General features: G+C 65.1%; 15 protein-coding genes and 1 pseudogene. 11 read left to right on the top strand and 5 right to left on the bottom strand.

Going from position 1 to position 17,060, the window contains the following annotated elements:
• Positions 1-42: 42 nt before the first annotated feature.
• From phaC to VSR34_RS00450, 4 genes are all read left to right on the top strand, one after another.
• Positions 43-2,001 (top strand): class I poly(R)-hydroxyalkanoic acid synthase, encoded by a 1,959-nt coding sequence (gene phaC, locus VSR34_RS00465; RefSeq protein WP_342961591.1) that lies wholly within the window; start codon positions 43-45, stop codon positions 1,999-2,001.
• 75 nt (positions 2,002-2,076) lie between these two features.
• On the top strand, positions 2,077-3,258 hold the full coding sequence (locus VSR34_RS00460) for an acetyl-CoA C-acetyltransferase (RefSeq protein ID WP_042291150.1): 1,182 nt from the start codon (positions 2,077-2,079) through the stop codon (positions 3,256-3,258).
• Positions 3,259-3,531: 273 nt separating this feature from the next.
• Positions 3,532-4,275: an acetoacetyl-CoA reductase gene (gene phbB / locus VSR34_RS00455; RefSeq protein WP_342961590.1), complete on the top strand. Its 744-nt coding sequence runs from the start codon at positions 3,532-3,534 to the stop codon at positions 4,273-4,275.
• A gap of 230 nt (positions 4,276-4,505) precedes the next feature.
• The gene (locus VSR34_RS00450) at positions 4,506-5,261 is read left to right on the top strand and encodes an IclR family transcriptional regulator (RefSeq protein WP_028213488.1); all 756 of its coding nucleotides are present in this window, start codon (positions 4,506-4,508) and stop codon (positions 5,259-5,261) included.
• A 55-nt stretch (positions 5,262-5,316) separates the two neighbouring features.
• Here VSR34_RS00450 and VSR34_RS00445 read toward each other — a convergent pair whose 3' ends face one another.
• Complete coding sequence (locus tag VSR34_RS00445) at positions 5,317-5,895, bottom strand: VOC family protein (protein ID WP_342961589.1); 579 nt, start codon at positions 5,893-5,895, stop codon at positions 5,317-5,319.
• Between the two features lie 145 nt (positions 5,896-6,040).
• Between VSR34_RS00445 and VSR34_RS00440 the strand changes: the two genes are divergently transcribed.
• The 3 genes from VSR34_RS00440 (at position 6,041) to VSR34_RS00430 (ending at position 9,989) form a co-directional block, all read left to right on the top strand.
• Positions 6,041-6,892, top strand: coding sequence for a fumarylacetoacetate hydrolase family protein (locus tag VSR34_RS00440; protein WP_028213486.1), 852 nt, complete (start codon positions 6,041-6,043; stop codon positions 6,890-6,892).
• Positions 6,893-6,977: 85 nt separating this feature from the next.
• Positions 6,978-8,516 (top strand): bifunctional 3-(3-hydroxy-phenyl)propionate/3-hydroxycinnamic acid hydroxylase, encoded by a 1,539-nt coding sequence (locus VSR34_RS00435; protein ID WP_028232166.1) that lies wholly within the window; start codon positions 6,978-6,980, stop codon positions 8,514-8,516.
• Positions 8,517-8,666: 150 nt separating this feature from the next.
• Positions 8,667-9,989 carry an MFS transporter gene (locus VSR34_RS00430; RefSeq protein WP_028232165.1) on the top strand — a complete coding sequence of 441 codons (1,323 nt, stop codon included), beginning with the start codon at positions 8,667-8,669 and terminating at the stop codon, positions 9,987-9,989.
• Between the two features lie 51 nt (positions 9,990-10,040).
• Here the strand turns inward: VSR34_RS00430 and VSR34_RS00425 are convergent, their stop codons facing one another.
• From VSR34_RS00425 to VSR34_RS00415, 3 genes are all read right to left on the bottom strand, one after another.
• Positions 10,041-10,829 (bottom strand): ABC transporter substrate-binding protein, encoded by a 789-nt coding sequence (locus VSR34_RS00425; protein ID WP_028232164.1) that lies wholly within the window; start codon positions 10,827-10,829, stop codon positions 10,041-10,043.
• Between the two features lie 71 nt (positions 10,830-10,900).
• Positions 10,901-12,055, bottom strand: coding sequence for a pyridoxal phosphate-dependent aminotransferase (locus tag VSR34_RS00420; RefSeq protein WP_028213482.1), 1,155 nt, complete (start codon positions 12,053-12,055; stop codon positions 10,901-10,903).
• Positions 12,056-12,209: 154 nt separating this feature from the next.
• Positions 12,210-13,100, bottom strand: a complete 891-nt coding sequence (locus VSR34_RS00415) for a LysR substrate-binding domain-containing protein (protein ID WP_028213481.1) — start codon at positions 13,098-13,100, stop codon at positions 12,210-12,212.
• 261 nt (positions 13,101-13,361) lie between these two features.
• Between VSR34_RS00415 and VSR34_RS00410 the strand changes: the two genes are divergently transcribed.
• From VSR34_RS00410 to VSR34_RS00400, 3 genes and pseudogenes are all read left to right on the top strand, one after another.
• A complete protein-coding gene (locus VSR34_RS00410; protein ID WP_154671366.1) occupies positions 13,362-13,853 on the top strand; it encodes a hypothetical protein in 492 nt (163 codons plus the stop codon).
• Between the two features lie 508 nt (positions 13,854-14,361).
• Complete coding sequence (locus tag VSR34_RS00405; RefSeq protein WP_028232163.1) at positions 14,362-15,375, top strand: NAD(P)-dependent alcohol dehydrogenase; 1,014 nt, start codon at positions 14,362-14,364, stop codon at positions 15,373-15,375.
• Between the two features lie 192 nt (positions 15,376-15,567).
• Positions 15,568-15,880 (top strand): annotated as a pseudogene (locus tag VSR34_RS00400) (high-potential iron-sulfur protein).
• A gap of 3 nt (positions 15,881-15,883) precedes the next feature.
• Here the strand turns inward: VSR34_RS00400 and VSR34_RS00395 are convergent.
• A complete protein-coding gene (locus VSR34_RS00395) occupies positions 15,884-16,276 on the bottom strand; it encodes a DUF3175 domain-containing protein (protein ID WP_028213477.1) in 393 nt (130 codons plus the stop codon).
• A gap of 155 nt (positions 16,277-16,431) precedes the next feature.
• On the opposite strand from VSR34_RS00395, the gene VSR34_RS00390 reads away from it, so the two are divergent.
• The gene (locus tag VSR34_RS00390; protein ID WP_028213476.1) at positions 16,432-16,722 is read left to right on the top strand and encodes a hypothetical protein; all 291 of its coding nucleotides are present in this window, start codon (positions 16,432-16,434) and stop codon (positions 16,720-16,722) included.
• Positions 16,723-17,060 lie beyond the last annotated feature (338 nt).

The raw sequence follows: 17,060 nt of genomic DNA, 5'->3' as shown, positions 1-17,060 counted from the left end.
CCTCTCAACCAGTCCTTCGGGACACATCGGTCAAAAGCAGGCATGACGGCATCTCAACGTTCCAAAACTGCCCCGGGCACGGGCGCTTCAACTGATGGTGCAACGCGCTTCACTCAGCCTTTCGCTCCTGACGCAGCCAGCATGCAGCAGTATCTCGACGCGTGGACGAACGCGTGGAAGAGCGCCTTGAATGCCGCGCAGCAGGCGGGCGGCGCAGCGCAGCAGGCGCCGCTCGGCGGCCTCGCAGGCAACTGGTGGCCACCCGCCAACGGTGCGCCGAACAATCCCTTCAGTGCGCCCAGGCCCTTTGGCGAAGCCAACCCCTTCGCCGGAGTGAACCCCTTCAGCGGTGCCACGCCGTTCGGCATGGCGAACCCGTTCGAGGCCTTGAAGCTTCCTACGGCGTCGATCGAACCCACGCGCCTTCAGCATCTGCAGTCGGAATATTCGCGCGATGCACTCGATTTGCTGCGCCAGGCTACCGATGCAACACCGAAGCCGCCGGATCTCAAGGACAAGCGCTTCAGCTCCGACGCCTGGAAGGCGACGCCCGGCTATGCGTTCACGGCCGCGTGGTACCTGCTCAATGCGCGCTACCTGCATGAACTCGTCGACGCGATCGACACCGATCCGAAAACGCGCGAGCGCATTCGCTTCGCCGTCCAGCAGTGGACCGCGGCGGCGTCGCCCAGCAACTTCCTCGCACTCAACCCCGACGCGCAGAACGCATTGCTCGAAAGCAAGGGCGAGAGTCTGCGTCAGGGCGTGATGAACCTGCTCGGCGACATCACGCGCGGCAAGATCTCGCAAACCGACGAATCGCGCTTCGTGGTGGGCCGCAATCTCGCGACCACCGAGGGCTCGGTGGTGTTCGAGAACGCGCTCTTTCAGTTGATTCAGTACAAGCCGCGCACGGCCACGGTGCGCGAACGGCCGCTTCTGATCGTGCCGCCGTGCATCAACAAGTACTACATCCTGGACCTGCAGCCCGAGAACTCGCTCGTCGCCTATGCGCTGGAGCAGGGGCAGCAGGTGTTCCTCGTCTCCTGGCACAACGGTGACGCGTCGATCGCGCATAAAACCTGGGACGATTACGTGCAGGAAGGCGTGCTCACGGCCATCGACACGACGCGCAGCATCAGCGGCCGCGAGCAGATCAACACGCTCGGCTTCTGCGTGGGCGGCACGCTGCTCGCCACGGCGCTGGCCGTCGCGGCCGCGCGCGGCGAGCATCCCGTTTCGTCGATGACGCTGCTTACGGCGATGCTCGATTTCGCCGATACGGGCGTGCTCGACGTGTTCGTCGACGAAGCGCATGTGCAGATGCGCGAACAGACCATCGGGGGCAAGAATGGCAGCGCGCCGGGGCTCATGCGCGGCGTCGAGTTCGCGAACGCATTCTCGTTCCTGCGGCCCAACGATCTGGTCTGGAACTACGTCGTCGACAACTACCTGAAGGGGCGCACGCCCGCGCCGTTCGACCTGCTGTTCTGGAACAGCGATTCCACGAGCCTGCCGGGGCCGATGTACGCGTGGTACCTGCGCAATACCTATCTCGAGAACAAACTGCGCGAGCCGGGCGCGCTCACGGTGTGCGGCGAGGAAGTGGACCTTTCGCGCATCGACGTGCCGACTTTTATCTACGGTTCGCGCGAGGATCACATCGTACCGTGGCGCACGGCGTATGCATCGGTGCCGCTCCTCTCCGGGCCGCTGAAGTTCGTGCTCGGAGCGTCGGGCCATATCGCGGGCGTGATCAATCCGCCTTCGAAGAACAAGCGCAGCTTCTGGACCATCGAAGCCGACGCGAAGCATCTGCCCGAAGAGGCCGACGACTGGTTCGCTGCTGCCGAGGAAAAGCCGGGCAGCTGGTGGCCGACCTGGGCCGAATGGCTCGATCAGTATGGCGGCAAGAAGGTGAAGCCGCATGCGCAAGCCGGCTCGGCGGAATTCCCCGAGATCGAGCCGGCGCCGGGGCGCTACGTGCAGCAGCGCGACTAACGCACTTGCTGCGGAAATCGGATTAACAACTTGACGGGCGGGGCAGCAACTTCCAATCGCCCGGAGGATCTGGAAATGACTGATATCGTGATCGTTTCGGCCGCACGCACGGCGGTAGGCAAATTCGGCGGTTCGCTGGCGAAGGTGGCGGCGCCCGACCTGGGCGCGATCGTCATCAAGGCGGCGCTCGAGCGCGCGGGCGTGAGCCCCGGGCAGGTGAGCGACGTGATCATGGGCCAGGTGCTCACGGCCGGTGCGGGCCAGAACGTGGCGCGCCAGGCGTCGATCAAGGCGGGCCTGCCCACGGCGGTTCCCGCGATGACGATCAACAAGGTGTGCGGCTCGGGCCTGAAGGCGGTGATGCTCGCGGCCAACGCGGTCATCGCGGGCGACTCGGAGATCGTGGTGGCCGGCGGCCAGGAGAACATGAGCGCGGCGCCGCACGTGCTGCCGGGCTCGCGCGACGGGTTCCGCATGGGCGACGCGAAGCTCATCGACAGCATGATCGTGGACGGCCTGTGGGACGTCTACAACCAGTACCACATGGGCGTGACGGCGGAAAACGTCGCGAAGGAATACGGCATCACGCGCGAAGAGCAGGATGCCTTCGCGGCGCTCTCGCAGAACAAGGCTGAAGCCGCGCAGAAGGCGGGGCGCTTCGACGCCGAGATCGTGCCGGTGGCGATTCCGCAGCGCAAGGGCGAGCCGCTGCAGTTCGCCACCGACGAGTTCGTGCGCCACGGCGTGACGGCCGACTCGCTCGCGGGCCTGAAGCCCGCGTTCTCGAAGGAAGGTACGGTGACGGCGGCCAACGCGTCGGGCATCAACGACGGCGCGGCGGCGGTCGTGGTGATGTCGGCGAAGAAGGCCGAGGCGCTGGGGCTCACGCCGCTCGCGCGCATCAAGGCGTACGCGAGCGGCGGGGTGGACCCGAAGGTGATGGGCATGGGCCCGGTGCCGGCGTCGACGCGCTGTCTGGAGCGTGCGGGCTGGACGGTGAACGATCTCGATCTGATGGAGATCAACGAGGCGTTCGCGGCGCAGGCGCTCGCGGTGAACAAGCAGATGGGCTGGGACACGTCGAAGATCAACGTGAACGGCGGGGCGATTGCGATCGGTCACCCGATCGGCGCGTCGGGCTGCCGCATTCTCGTGACGCTGCTGCACGAAATGCAGCGCCGCGACGCGAAGCGCGGTCTGGCCTCGCTGTGCATCGGCGGCGGCATGGGCGTGGCGCTCGCGCTCGAGCGTGCTTAATTCCGCTTGATAGCCGATTGACTCTGCTCGATCCTCTTTTCGAGGCAGCAGCAGAGCATTAACCGGGTAGTAAGCGGCTCGCCGTGCGCAAGCAACGGCGAGCCGTCAGTAGCAGCAACCACGCGCAATATAAAAGCTGACTAGAAGCCGCGCGGTCTCAGTCTTGTCTTCGTCTTGGGTGGAAAGAGGAAGCAGGACAACGGCGAATGTGGTGTCAATCTACTCAGGTGATGCCACAAATTCTTTTAAATAGATCTCTCGCAGGTATATAGGATGACTAATCGTATTGCATTGGTAACGGGCGGCATGGGGGGCCTTGGCGAGGCCATCAGCGTGAAGCTTCACGATGCGGGCTATCGCGTCGTCGTGACGCATTCGCCGGATAACGCCGGGGCGAAGGACTGGCTCGCCCGGATGAAAGAAACGGACCGCGAGTTTCATGCATATGGCATGGACGTAGCCGATTACGATTCGTGCCAGCGCGGCGCGGCGAAGATCCAGAGCGAGATCGGGCCTGTCGATATTCTCGTGAACAACGCGGGCATTACGCGCGACATGACGTTCCGCAAGCTCGACAAGGTCAACTGGGACGCCGTGCTGCGCACCAACCTCGACTCGATCTTCAATATCTCGAAGCCGCTGTGCGACGGCATGGTCGAGCGGCAGTGGGGCCGCATCATCAATATTTCGTCGGTGAACGGCTCGAAGGGTTCGGTCGGTCAAACCAACTATGCGGCCGCGAAGGCCGGCATGCACGGCTTCACGAAGTCGCTGGCGCTGGAAGTGGCGCGCAAGGGCGTGACCGTGAACACCATTTCACCGGGTTATCTCGCCACGAAAATGGTGACCGCCATTCCGCAGGACATTCTCGACACCAAGATCCTGCCGCAGATTCCGATGGGCCGTCTTGGCAATCCGGGCGAAGTCGCGGCGCTGGTGCTTTTTCTGTGCTCGGACGAGGCAGGCTTCGTGACGGGCGCAAATATTCCTATCAATGGCGGCCAGCATATGCAGTGACGCTATGCCGCAGATGCGTCGCGCTTCCATGATGTCAGGCAAATTTCGTCTGAGGAGGCGCTGCGCATAGGAGCCGGTAAGTCATGCCGACCGCCGCAAGGGGGCCACGCACAAAGCGTAGGCCGCCCCTGCGGCGGTTTTTGCATGGCGCCGCCAGATTCTCGGGGCGCGATGGCGCGCAAGCGCGCCGCTATAATTGGCCACCCCAAGACGTGAGCGGAGACCGGCCTTTGTCGAGCATTGCGAAACTGCTGTCCATCCTCGAACTCTTTTCCGAGGCGCGGCCTTTTCTTTCCGCCGAACAGGTGGCGGCCGAACTGCAATGCTCCGTGCCGACCGCTTACCGCTATCTGCGTGAGCTGGTCGATACCGGCATGCTGTTGCGATTCGTGGGCGGCGAATACGGTTTGGGGCCACGCATCATCACGCTCGACTACCATCTGCGCATTTCCGATCCGCTGCTCAAAGCGGGGCAGCCGATCATGCGCGAGCTCGTCGAGCAGTCCGGTTTCGATGCCGTCATGTCGCGCTGGTATGGCAACGAGCTTGTCGATACGCACCGCGAAACCCACGACGCGGCGTTCGATCTGCGCTATGGACGAGGCCGTCCGCGTCCGCTATTTCTCGGCGCCGCGCCCAAGGCCATTCTCTCCACGTTTCCCAAGGCGAAGCTTGCCGCGCTGTTCGAACAGTACCCGGAAGACATCGCCGCGAGCGGGCTCGGCACTTCACTCGAAGAATTTCGTGCGAGCCTGCTCAAGATCCGCCGCGCGGGCTTCTATCTCTCGAAGGGCGAACTCGAAGCGGGCATGTCGGCCGTCGCCTCGCCGCTCTTCACCGATGCATCGGGCGAAGCCGTGGCGGCGCTCGCGCTCGTCGTGCCCGAGCATCGTCTGGCGTTCTTCAACCTCGAACGCGTGGTCGAGGCCGTGAAGGACGCCGCGGCGCGGATCTCCACGCGCGTGCGCGCACTGATCGAATCCTGAGCAGCGCGAGGGCGCGAGGGCGCATGGCGTCACGCGATGGCGTCACGCCACCTCGTCACGCCAACCCCATACGCGCCGCCATCTCCCTCTCCCACACCGCGCGCGGCCGGAAGCCCGGCAACGTGCGTGCATGGCGCTCGACTTCGGCCAGCAACGCCTCGTCGGGCAGCGTGAAGTCCACGCTCACGCGCATCGGCTGGTCCACGTACCACGGTGTGTCGATGAATATCTCCAGCCGGTTGCCTTCCGGATCGCGCGCATAGAACGAAATGGCGTTGCCGTGCGTGACGGGAACGATCTCCTCCATCCCTTCCTCCACGAAGCGCCGGTGAAAGTGCTTGAGCGTGGCGAGGCTGTCCGCCTCCAGTGAAATCTGGTTGATCGGGTTGAACGCCAACTGCTCGGGCCTGCCGCTCGCCAGCACGATCTGGTGATGCACCTTGGGATCGCGGCTCAGAAAGACAAGGCTGACGGTGCCGCGCGGCGAGGGCAGCGTGCCACGATCCGTTACCGTGAATTCGAGTACCCGCGTATAGAAGTCTTCGAGCTTCGCCATGTCGCTCACGAAGAAGCCCATATGGCTGAGCGCGAGGCCGGTTCGCTTCGTGGTTTGTTCAGATTTCGGCAGATTCATGCTGTCTCCAGTAGTAGTGATAAACCCCGACAAAAATCAGGTTGTGGGGCGTGTTTTACGTAGTGTATTCTCAATATACGATAAACGCACAAGAAAATGCGCGTCTCGACCCCATCAAGAACTCACTCTTTATCAGCGGAGCAACATGAAACTCGCCAGCTTTTCCACCCATGAAGGTTCGTCGTTCGGCGTCGTGCGCGACGGCGCGGTATTCGACCTCAAGAAGCGCCTGGGCGGCCGTTATGCGGACCTCAAGTCGCTGATCGCCGCGGGCGCGCTGGCCGAAGCACAGCTCGCAGCGAGCGAAGGCAAGGGGGACTATCCGCTCGCCGAGGTCACGCTGGAGCCGGTCATTCCGAATCCGCAGCAGATCTTCTGCGTGGGCCTGAACTACGCCGAGCACGTGAAGGAGACCAATCGCGAAACCACCGAGCAGCCCGTCATCTTCATGCGTCTGCCGGCTTCGCAGGTGGGCGCCGGGCAGCCGATGCTGCGCCCGCGCGAGTCCACCCAGTTCGACTATGAAGGCGAGATTGCCGTGATCATCGGCGAGGGCGGCCGTCGCATTGCCGAGGCCGATGCGTGGCGCCATATCGCGGGTTACAGCTGCTACAACGACGGCTCGATTCGCGACTGGCAGCGCCACACGGGCCAATGGGGGCCCGGCAAGAACTTCTACCGCACGGGCGCGTTCGGCCCGTGGATGGTCACGAGTGACGAGATCGAGCCGAACGCGCTGATGACGCTCGTCACGCGCCTGAACGGTCAGGAGGTGCAGCGCGCGACCACGGAGATGCTGATTCATGGCATCGCGAAGCAGATCGCGTATCTCTCCACTTTCACGCCACTTTTCCCCGGCGACGTGATCGTGACCGGCACGCCCGGTGGCGTGGGTGCGAAGCGCAATCCGCCGCTCTTCATGAAGCAGGGCGACGTGGTGGAAGTCGAGGTGGATTGTATCGGCACGCTGACGAATCCGGTCGCGGACGAAGCATGAGGCGTGGAGCGCGGCCCCCAATTTGGCGGGCCGCGCAGTCTTTCACGCATTGACTACGTATCAGGTGAATGGAAGGAGGGACATCGTGATTAATTCGGTATGCGAATCGGTTCCACAGAGACCGGCGCCCGATTACGACGTCGCGATCGTCGGCTTCGGGCCGACCGGTGCGACGCTCGCCAATCTGCTCGCGCTGCGCGGTATGAGCGTGGTGGTGTTCGAGCGCGACAAGGACGTATTTCAACTGCCGCGCGCGGTGCACTTCGACGGCGAGTGCATGCGGGTGTTCCAGACCGCTGGTGTCGCGCAGGCGCTGCTGCCCGATCTCTTCGTCGGGCCGGGCATGAAGTTCGTAAACGCGCGCGGCGAGCTCATGATCGACTGGAGCCGTCCGGGCGGCATTGGCCCGCAGGGCTGGTGCGCGAGTTACAAGTTTCATCAGCCGGATCTCGAACGTGCGTTGCGCGCGCAACTTTGCGAGCGCGGCGCAGCCGATGTGCGCCTGCGTCACGAGGTGTTCGCACTCGACGAATGCGACGGCCACGTGCGTATCCGCTTCGAAGACACCGCGCAAGGGCGTCTAGCGCAAACGACGGCGCGCTACGTGGTGGGCTGCGATGGTGCGCGCTCGACGGTGCGCCGCTTCATCGGCACGGAGCTGGCCGATCTGAAATCGCACGAGCGCTGGGTCGTGGTGGACGTGCTGCTCGAGCGCGAGCGCGCCGATCTGGGCGACTACTCGATCCAGTACTGCGACCCCGCTCGCCCGACCACCTACACGCGCGGGCCGCATAACCGCCGCCGCTGGGAAATCATGGTGATGCCCGGCGACGACGAGCGCCTCATCGGCACGCACGCATGGATCTGGGAGCGCCTCGCGCGCTGGATCACACCGGAGGACGCGCAACTCGAACGCTCGGCCATCTACACGTTCCATTCGGTGATCGCGCAGGGCTGGCGCCGCGGCAGGCTGCTGATCGCGGGCGACGCCGCGCACCAGACGCCGCCGTTCATGGGGCAGGGCATGGCGGCCGGCATACGCGACGCCGCGAACCTCGCGTGGAAGCTCGCCGACGTGATCGACGGCGTACTGCCCGATACGCTGCTCGACACCTACGAGAGCGAGCGCGAGCCGCACGTGCGCACGTTCATCGAAACGGCGGTGCAGCTGGGCGGCGTGATCCAGGCGACCGACAGCGACACCGTTGCCGCGCGAGATCGCGAGATGACTGCGGCGATTCGCGAGTTCCGCACGCCGCAGCCGCGTCTGGGGCCCGGTTGGCATGCGGGCGCCGCTGGAGGCCAGATCGGACCGCAGCCCCTGCTCGAAGATGGTTCGCGTTTCGACGATCGCGTGGGCTATCGCTTCGCACTGCTAGCCGATGAAGCGTTGGCCCGTCGTGCGCAAGACGCGCTTTCGGAAGCTCAGGGCGAGCGCGTGGCGGTCGTGCCGGCCACGTGCGATGTGCTGCGGGCCTGGCTCGCAGACGCGGGCGCACGCGCCGTGCTGTTGCGGCCCGACCGCTATGTCGCCGGCGTGGCGCACGATGCGAACGAGCTGGAAGCGCTGCTCGACCGTGCAGGCGTTGCGCGCATGCAGCCGCGTGAGGCTGCCGCAGCTTGACCCGATTGCCGGGCGGTCAGCCGTCGCCCTGGCGGCCGCCGGGCCCGATGTAAGCGAAGATGATCGAAGCATTCTCGAAGCGCAGGCGCTGGACGCAGATCCGCTAACCAAGGCACACGCGCCGCCCTATCCCTTATCAAGGAGACACAGATGGAGACGACCCCCTCCCTGCCAGCGTTGCCCGCCGCCGCGCCAGGCCTGACTCGCGCGCAATGGAAGATGATTCTGATCGCGAGCCTGGGCGGCTCGCTGGAGTTCTACGACTTCGTCATTTACGGCTTTTTCGCGCACGCCATCGCGGCGCAGTTCTTCCCGGCCAGCGATCCGCTCGTGAGCACGCTGCTCACGTTCTCGGTGCTCGCTATCGGCTATATCATCCGGCCGCTCGGCGGCATCGTGCTCAGCAGCCTCGGCGACCGTGTGGGCCGTCGGCCCGTGTTCGTAGGCTCGATTGTCGTGGTCACGCTGGCGACGATCTGCATCGGTCTGTTGCCCAATTACGCGCACTGGGGCATCGCCGCGCCCATCGCGCTGATCGGTTTGCGCGTGCTGCAAGGCTTTTGCGTGGGAGGCGAGATGCCCGGCGCGATCACCTACGCGGTGGAGGCGGCGCCGCGTCGCGCCGGCCTCGCAGCGGGCGTGATCGTCTGCGCGATCAATACGGGCGTGTTGCTCGCGACGATCGTGAATCTCGTCGTCCAGTCCGCGCTCGCGCCCGCCGATGCCGCGAGCTACGGCTGGCGCATTGCCTTCCTCGTGGGCGGTCTTTGCGGAATCGTTTCATACTTGCTGCGGCGCAAGCTCGACGAATCTCCCGAGTTCAAACAGATGCACGGCGCCGTGGTGAAGCAGCCGTTTCGCGAGACGTTGCGGCATCATCGCGGCGCGGTGGTGAGCGGCGCGCTCTCGGTTGCGGTGATGGCGGGCTTCAACGGCGTGCTTTACGGGCATATGCCCGCGTATCTGATCGAGACGCTGCACTACGCGCCGCGTGATGCCGCGATCGCGCAGAACGCGTACCTGCTCGTGAGTTCGGTGGGGCTGCTCGCCGCGGCCTGGGCGGGCGACTTCGTGCCGCGCCGTTATTTGCTGCGCCTTTCATGCGTGCTGCTCGTTGCGCTCGCCTGGCCGTTCTACACGGCGCTCGCGGCACACAGCGTGAACGTCGTCGTGCTGTTCGTGCTTGCCGCGCTGGTGTTCTCGCTTGCGAGCGGCACGTGGGCTTCGGTGCTCGCCGATCTGTTTCCGGTGCAGGTGCGCTTTAGCGGCATTGCGCTGGCGTACAACGTTTCGGTGGTCGTGTTCAGCGGCTTTGCGCCGCTCTTGTGCGCGGCCTTCGTGCGGATCAGCGGATCGCCCGCCGCGCCGGCGTGGTACGTGATCGGTTCGGCGTCGATCGCGCTCGTGGCGAACCTCGGGCTGCACGCGTCGTGGCGCTCTCGCGTGGAGCGCCGCGCCGCGGCAGCAGGTTAGGCAAGCGGTAGTGCTTGCGGCGCTCGAAGTTCGCAACCGCTTCGCGGTGGCTTACTTCGGCGTCACGTCGATATCGCCGAAGTATTTGCGCGCGAGCGACGCGACCGTGCCATCGGACTGGAGCTGTTCGATGGCGGCGTTCAGGCTCTTGCGCAAGGCGTCGTCGCCCTTGCGAATGCCGAAGGCCACGCCGCTGCCGAGAATCTTGTCGTCGTGCACCGCCTCGCCGACGAATGCGAAACCTTTTCCTTCGGGCTGCGAAAGAAAGCCCTTCTGGCCCGCGGGCGCGAGCACGAGCGTCGCGTCGAGGCGACCCGCGCCAAGATCGGCGTAGATCTGGTTCTGGTCCTGGTAGGGCACGACGGTCACGCCGGCCGGCTCCCAATGCACTTTCGCGTAGGTTTCCTGAATCGACGACTGCAGCACGCCCACGCGCTTGCCCTTGAGCGATGCGCCGGTGGCCACGAGGCCGCTGTCGCTGCGTGCGATCAGACGGCTCGGCACGCGATAGATCACGGTCGTGAAATCGATGGCTTCGCGGCGCTTTTCGGTGGCGTTCATGGCCGAATTGATGGCGTCGAACTTGCGCCCCTGCAGCGCTGGAATCAACCCGTCGAACGAGGTTTCGACCCATTTGCAGGTCATCTGCGTTTTCGCGCATACGGCATTGCCGATGTCGATGTCGAAGCCTTGCAGGGTGCCGTCCGCTGCCTTGGTCTCGAATGGCGGGTACTGCGCCTCGACGCCGAAGCGCAGCACTTTCGCATCCGCGAATGCCGATGCCGGGACCAGTACGCCGTACACGCATGCCAGCGCGAAGAGCGCCTTGAGTCGCTTCATGGAAAATCTCCTTGCCGTGTGGTTTGCTTGTGTTGCGAATGAAGGTGACGCGTCGTGGATCCTGCCCTGCTTCAGATCGCGCAAAGGCGGCGCGCGCCTTCGAGCAATGTTTCGTCATCCTTGGCAAAGCTCAGGCGGATCACGCCTTCGTCGGTGCCGTCGGTGTAGAACGCCGAAAGCGGAATCGTTGCCACCCGGGCGTCGCGAATGAGCCGCAGCACGAAGTCGCTGTCGCGCTCGTCCGAGAACGACCGGAAGCGCGCGAGCATGAAGAAGCTGCCTTCGCTCGGCAGCAACTCGAAGCGCGCGGGTTCCAGCGCGCGCGCGAGCAGGTCGCGCTTGTGCTGGTAGAACGCCGAAAGGCCGAGATAGCTCTGCGGTTCGGCGAGCGCCTGCGCGAACGCGTATTGCATGGGGGTGTCCGCGGAAAACACCATGAACTGGTGGACCTTGCGGATCTCGTCCATCAGCGCGGCAGGCGCGAGGCAGTAGCCCACACGCCAGCCCGTGACGTGGTACGACTTGCCGAACGACGAGACGATCACGCTGCGCTCGGCCAGCTCGCGGTAGCGCGCCATGCTTCGGTGCGGGGCGCCGTCGAACACTACGTGTTCGTACACTTCGTCGGAGAGAACGACGATATCGGTGTTGCGCGTGAGCGCCGTGAGCCGCGCGATGTCGTTCTCGCCGAAGATGGTGGCCGTGGGGTTGTGCGGCGTGTTCACGATGATCATGCGCGTGCGCGGCGTGATGGCCTCGCTCACCGCGTCCCAGTCCACCCGGAAGTCCGGCTGTGCGAGCTTGATCGCCACGGGCTTCGCGCCTTGCAGGCGCACGATGGGCGCATAGCTGTCGAACGCGGGTTCGAAGTAGATCACTTCGTCGCCGGGATGCACGAGCGCGCTGATGGTGGCGTACAGACCTTCGCTCGCGCTTGCGAGTACGGTCACTTCGCTCGCCGGGTCGTAGCGCGCGCCGTGGAGCGTTTCGAACTTTGCCGCGAGGGCCTCGCGCAATGCGCCGAGGCCCGCCATGGGAGCGTACTGGTTGTGGCCCGCGCGCATGGCGGCGGCCACGTCTTCCACGAGCTTCGCGCTCGGGTCGAAATTGGGTGCGCCTTGCGAGAGGTTCAGCGCCTGATGTTCGGCGGCCAGTTGGCCGATCACCGTGAAAATCGTCGTGCCCACGTCGGGCAGCTTGGAGCGGGCCTGGGCGGCGCTCTGCATGTTCGGTCTCCCTTCGGGCGGCGCGCGGCCGCTTGACTTACGGGCGCGAGGGTCGCAGCCGGCCCGGTGTCGAGCCTCGCGCGCAGCGGCCCATTACGCCGAAAGTGCGGCCCGCGCGCAATCGATTAATTCTCATGCCCGCCATGCGCAGTTCTCATGACGGCTCTGGGGTCGCGGTGCGGTCCCGCTCCATCCACGCGCTGAACAACTGCACCTTCTGCTGCTGGGCCACGCACTCCGGGTAGACGAACCAGTATCGCGAGCCCGTTGGCACGGCGAGGTCGAACGGCATGACGAGCCGCCTCGCCTCGACGTCCTCGCGCACGAGCGTGCGGTCGGTGATGGCGACGCCGAAGCCCTGCATGGCAGCAGTGGCCGCCAGGTCGAGCGATTCGAACGTGGGGCCGAGATTGGCGTCGACGTGGTTCGCGCCGGCGTGCGCGAGCCACAGGCGCCAGTCGGCGTGGTCGCGGGTGGGGTGCAGCAAGGTCTGATGGACCAGGTCGTCGGCCGTTGCGAGCGGGCGGCGCGAGAGCACCTCGGGCGTGCAGACGGGCGTGAGGTATTCGTCGAAGAGCGGCACGGCGTGCACGTCGGCGCCGGGCGACGAACCGTAGATGATCGCCGCGTCGAAGGGTTCCGCCTGGAAGTCGACTTCATGGCCCCACGTGGTCGTGATCTGGATCTGCAGATCGGGGTGTTCGTTCTGGAAGCGCATGATGCGAGGCAGCATCCAGCGCATCACGCAGGTCGGCACCTTGAGCGCCAGTTCGGTGCGCTGGCGCGTGAGACGTTGCGAGGCTTCCTCGATGCGGCCGAACCCGTCGCGCACGGCCGGCAGCAACTGCTCGCCCTCTGCGGTGAGCGTGAGGCCTCTCGACGAGCGGCGAAAGAGCGGCAGGCCGTAGTACTGCTCGAGCGCGAGAATTTGCCGGCTCACGGCGCCTTGCGTGAGGCAGAGGTGCTCGGCCGCGCGCGTGAAGCTGCCGTAGCGGGCAACCGTTTCGAAAATCTGCAGGGCGTTGAGCGGGGGAAGGCGTCTCATGGCGGTCGTTGAAGGGACGCTCGCGTGCTCGCGTCCGGCGGAAATCGAGCCGCTATGATACGACGGCCGCCCCGGCCTGACGGCGGCTACGGTGCTGCCACGCGCCGCTTCGACCGTTGCGCGACGCCAATCGCGCGGGCTGCCGTGACGCTTGCGCCGGAAATAATTTCGCGTGGCCCCTTTCGTATTGCTTTGTCTTGCCGTTAACCCGTATGCCTCGACGCGGGCCAGGTGCAATCACAAGAGCAAGACGAAAAGACAGTGGCAACGAGAATCATCGAAGGAGCGGCGGTGCGGGCCGCGACAAGGATACAAGTTCAGGAGCAGGCACCTGTCGCAGGGCGCGTGCGCGCGTGCGCCGATGCGCCGGCCGCGGGCGGCCACACGGGTACGACGCGCGACGCTGCCCGCACGGGCCGCGCGCTGCGCGTGCTCAAAACGCTGCGCGAGCACAAGTCCCGGCTGTTCTTGCTGGCCGTCGCGACGGGCTGCGTCATCACATTCGCGTCCTGGCTGGAGGATCAACTGCGGCCCGCGCTCGAGGCGCGCGAACTCAACGAACGCAATGAGCAAGCCGCCGAGGAACTGCGCGAGCGTCATGCGCCGTGCCTGCCCAGCGTGGGGCACAGCCACACTTCGTGGTGCGGGGCCGTGACGATTCCGCCCCCTCCACCGCGCCCGGTCACGCCGCTGCCGCTGATCGCGGGCGCGCCCGCGGCGTTCTGCACGGCCAACGGCAGCCCGTCCTGCTGAAGATTTCTTTCTCGCTTCGCCGGCTAGTCAACAGCGCCTCGTCCGTCACGCGGCTAAGCTTCCTCCCACATAGGCATGACCGGCGCACGTTCCGTCGGCACATTGGCACGTTGCGAGCGCGGCGCGGCCGGATCGCGGAAACTGTCGCATCGACGAGTCAGCATCGCGCTCGCCGCCGCCTGCGACGTGAGCGAGACTCAGTGCATCGCGCGGCGCGCGTAAGGTTGCGTTCGCCGAGCAAGGCGAACGCCCTCGATAGGTTCGGATCGAGCGGTTCTGGCTATGAACGTGTTCATGACCGAAATAGCGAGTCGCGACAGGATTTTTTCAGCTGATCCGCATGATTCTCGTGTCTACCGAACCTGAACTGTCAGCATCGAAAGGGAACGAACATGAACGAGATTTTCTGGCCCGAAGACGACTTGGCCGGCACTACCGGCAACGTCTGCGCCGATGAAGTCGCCGTCGCTGAACCTTGCGCCGCGCGCCGGGCGCAGGGAGCACGGCAATGAAGGCCGCCGTGGTGCGTGCGCCGGGCGGTCTGAACCGCATCGAGATTCGCGACATCGCCGAGCCCGGCGCGCCCGGCGCCGGCGAGATCCGGGTGGAGCTTCACGCCACGTCGCTCAACTTTCACGACCTGCTGGTGGCCAATGGCGCGATCCCCACGGCGGACGCTCGCGTACTGATGTCGGATGGGGCGGGCGTCGTCTCGGCGGTCGGTGCGGGCGTGACGGAGTTCAAGCGCGGCGATCACGTGGTGTCCTGCTTCTTTCCACAGTGGGCGGACGGCGCGCCGTGGCAGGCAGTGGGCAATTTCACCCAGACGCCCGGCGACGGCGCGGACGGCTTCGCGACCTTGCACGCCGTGCGCCCCGCGAGTGCATTCACGCTCGCGCCGCGCGGCTGGACGCACGCCGAGGCGGCCACCATCACGACGGCGGGCCTCACGGCATGGCGCGCGCTGGTGGCCGACGGCGGCCTCAAGGCAGGCGACACCGTGTTGACGCTGGGCACCGGGGGCGTGTCGATCGCCGCCGTGCAGATCGCGCGGATGATGGGTGCCTCGGTCATCGTGACATCATCGTCGGACGAGAAGCTTGCGCGAGCGAAAGCGCTGGGCGCCGACCAGGTGGTCAACTACCGGCAGCACGAGAAGTGGGGCGCACTCGTTCGCGACATGACGGGCGGGAAGGGCGTGGATCATGTGGTCGAAGTGGGTGGGCCGGGCACGCTCGCGCAGTCGATCGACGCCGTGCGCGTGGGTGGCCATATCGCGCTGATCGGCGTGCTGACCGGGCGCGAAGGCACGGTGCCGACCTCGGTCCTCATGGCGAAGCAGGCGCGTTTGCAGGGCTTGATCGTCGGGAGCCGCCGCCAGCAGCAGGAGTATGTCGCGGCGCTCGATCAGGCCGGCATCCGTCCGGTGCTGGACCGCACCTTCGGTCTCGACGAGCTGGCCGATGCGTTCGCCCATCAGCAGGCCGGGGCGCATTTCGGCAAGATCTGCGCGGCGTGGTAAGGCAGCACCGCTCTCGCGGGTGATGATGGCGCGTGCGAATAGATTGATTCGCCTTGCTAATTAAGTTGGGGATTTCGCCTCCTTGCTTTGCGACGCATCGCAGCATTATATGAACAGTACGTGCACGGCAAGGCGCCGGCAAGTTCGACAAGCGCGAGAGCCGGGGTACCTTCCCTATTGAGGAGACTCACCATGCCGATTTCCCGTCGTCGCTTCATGATGATTGCCGCATCCGTGGCTTCCACGGCGGTGCTCTCCAACGAATCGCGCGCCGACGCGGCGGTGCTCTCCGAGAGCGATCCGACCGCGATGTCGCTCGGCTACAAAACCGACGCGAGCCAGGTCGACAAGACGAAGTTTCCGCGTTTTCAGGCGGGGCAGGCCTGCGGAAACTGCCAGCTGTTTCAGGGCAAACCCGGCGCCGCGAATGGCCCGTGCACGATTTACGGCGGCAAGCATCGTCGATGCAAAAGGCTGGTGCAACGCCTACGTGAAGAAAGCCTGACACTCAGGGCTTGCGGCCAAAGGCTTCCCGTAACTTCCCTTTGGCCTTCTCAAGCGTGTCGCGCTGCGATTTGGGCAAGTTTCTGCCTGCGCGGTTGATATAGAAGTTCAGCATCGACATGGCCGACTGAAACGGCGTGCCCTTGCGCCGGCGGCTGCGCAGCGACGACTCCTTGAGCGAACGGGCGATGGTCTCGGCGCTTCCCGACTTGAAGACGCCGGACTCGATATCCATGGCGTCGCTCGTCTCGTTGACGTGTTTCGACCAGCGGTTGCTCGATGCACCATTCTTGTGACCGCTCTTCGTGCGCGCTTTCGCGGCGCTGGTGCGGGCATGGCGCTGTCGCGCCGGGCGGCCGCTTTTGCGGCGCGTGGACGGATGCTGACTCGTGCTCATGACCTCTCCCACGTGACGATTCACTCGTTGCGCAAGCGCGATTCCCCGCTCGCCGCGCCGGGGAGGCACGCGCGATGCGACGGTGTTGTTGTGCACTGCGCAATGCCGCGAGAACACCCTTCGCATACGCGCAGAACCTGCAAAGGGAGGCGATCATGAAGTCAACACCACGCTACGAGATCAATATTTGCGGCGGCGATTTTCAGCACGTGCGCGAATGCTTTCGCGAATGGAAAAAAGAGACGCTCATCTACCGCAAGGATCAGAAGATGTTTGAGGGTCGGGACGAAGTGCGCCCGATGGAGAAACGGGAGTACGACAACACGGAGCAGGCGCGCAAGGCGCTCCAGAACGCCTGCAGCCCGTACGACCCCTATGCGCTCGCTGCCGAAGTGAGCAACGGCGAACGCGATATGTGGATCGTCATGGCGGCGTACCGGGAATAGGGGAAACAGCGGGGCAACAGCGGGGGGCAACAGCGAAAGCGCACGACGCAGCGGGTTCATGTGCGCGCATCGAAGCGGCGGTCCTGCGGGACGCAGGCTAGAAGAATTACAACCAGCGCGTGTGCAATTGCAATTGCAATTGCACACGAGGGATGGATTAAAGGAAAAGCAGTGCGAAGCGATGCGCGCACACATAGGCCATTCAAGGAGCAAAGTATGGGTCTTTCAACGCAAAATCCACGTCCAGACGATTCCTCTAAAGCCGGCGACGAAGTCGCCACCGGCAAGCGACCCGCTCGCGAAAAGCCCGCACGGGGTGCGCCCGGCAGCTTCGATCA

It is taken from the genome of Paraburkholderia sp. JHI2823, assembly GCF_038900695.1.
Classification (GTDB): domain Bacteria; phylum Pseudomonadota; class Gammaproteobacteria; order Burkholderiales; family Burkholderiaceae; genus Paraburkholderia; species Paraburkholderia mimosarum.
The sequence above is the reverse complement of the archived record's forward strand: the minus strand, read 5'-3'. Positions and strand labels throughout refer to the sequence as shown.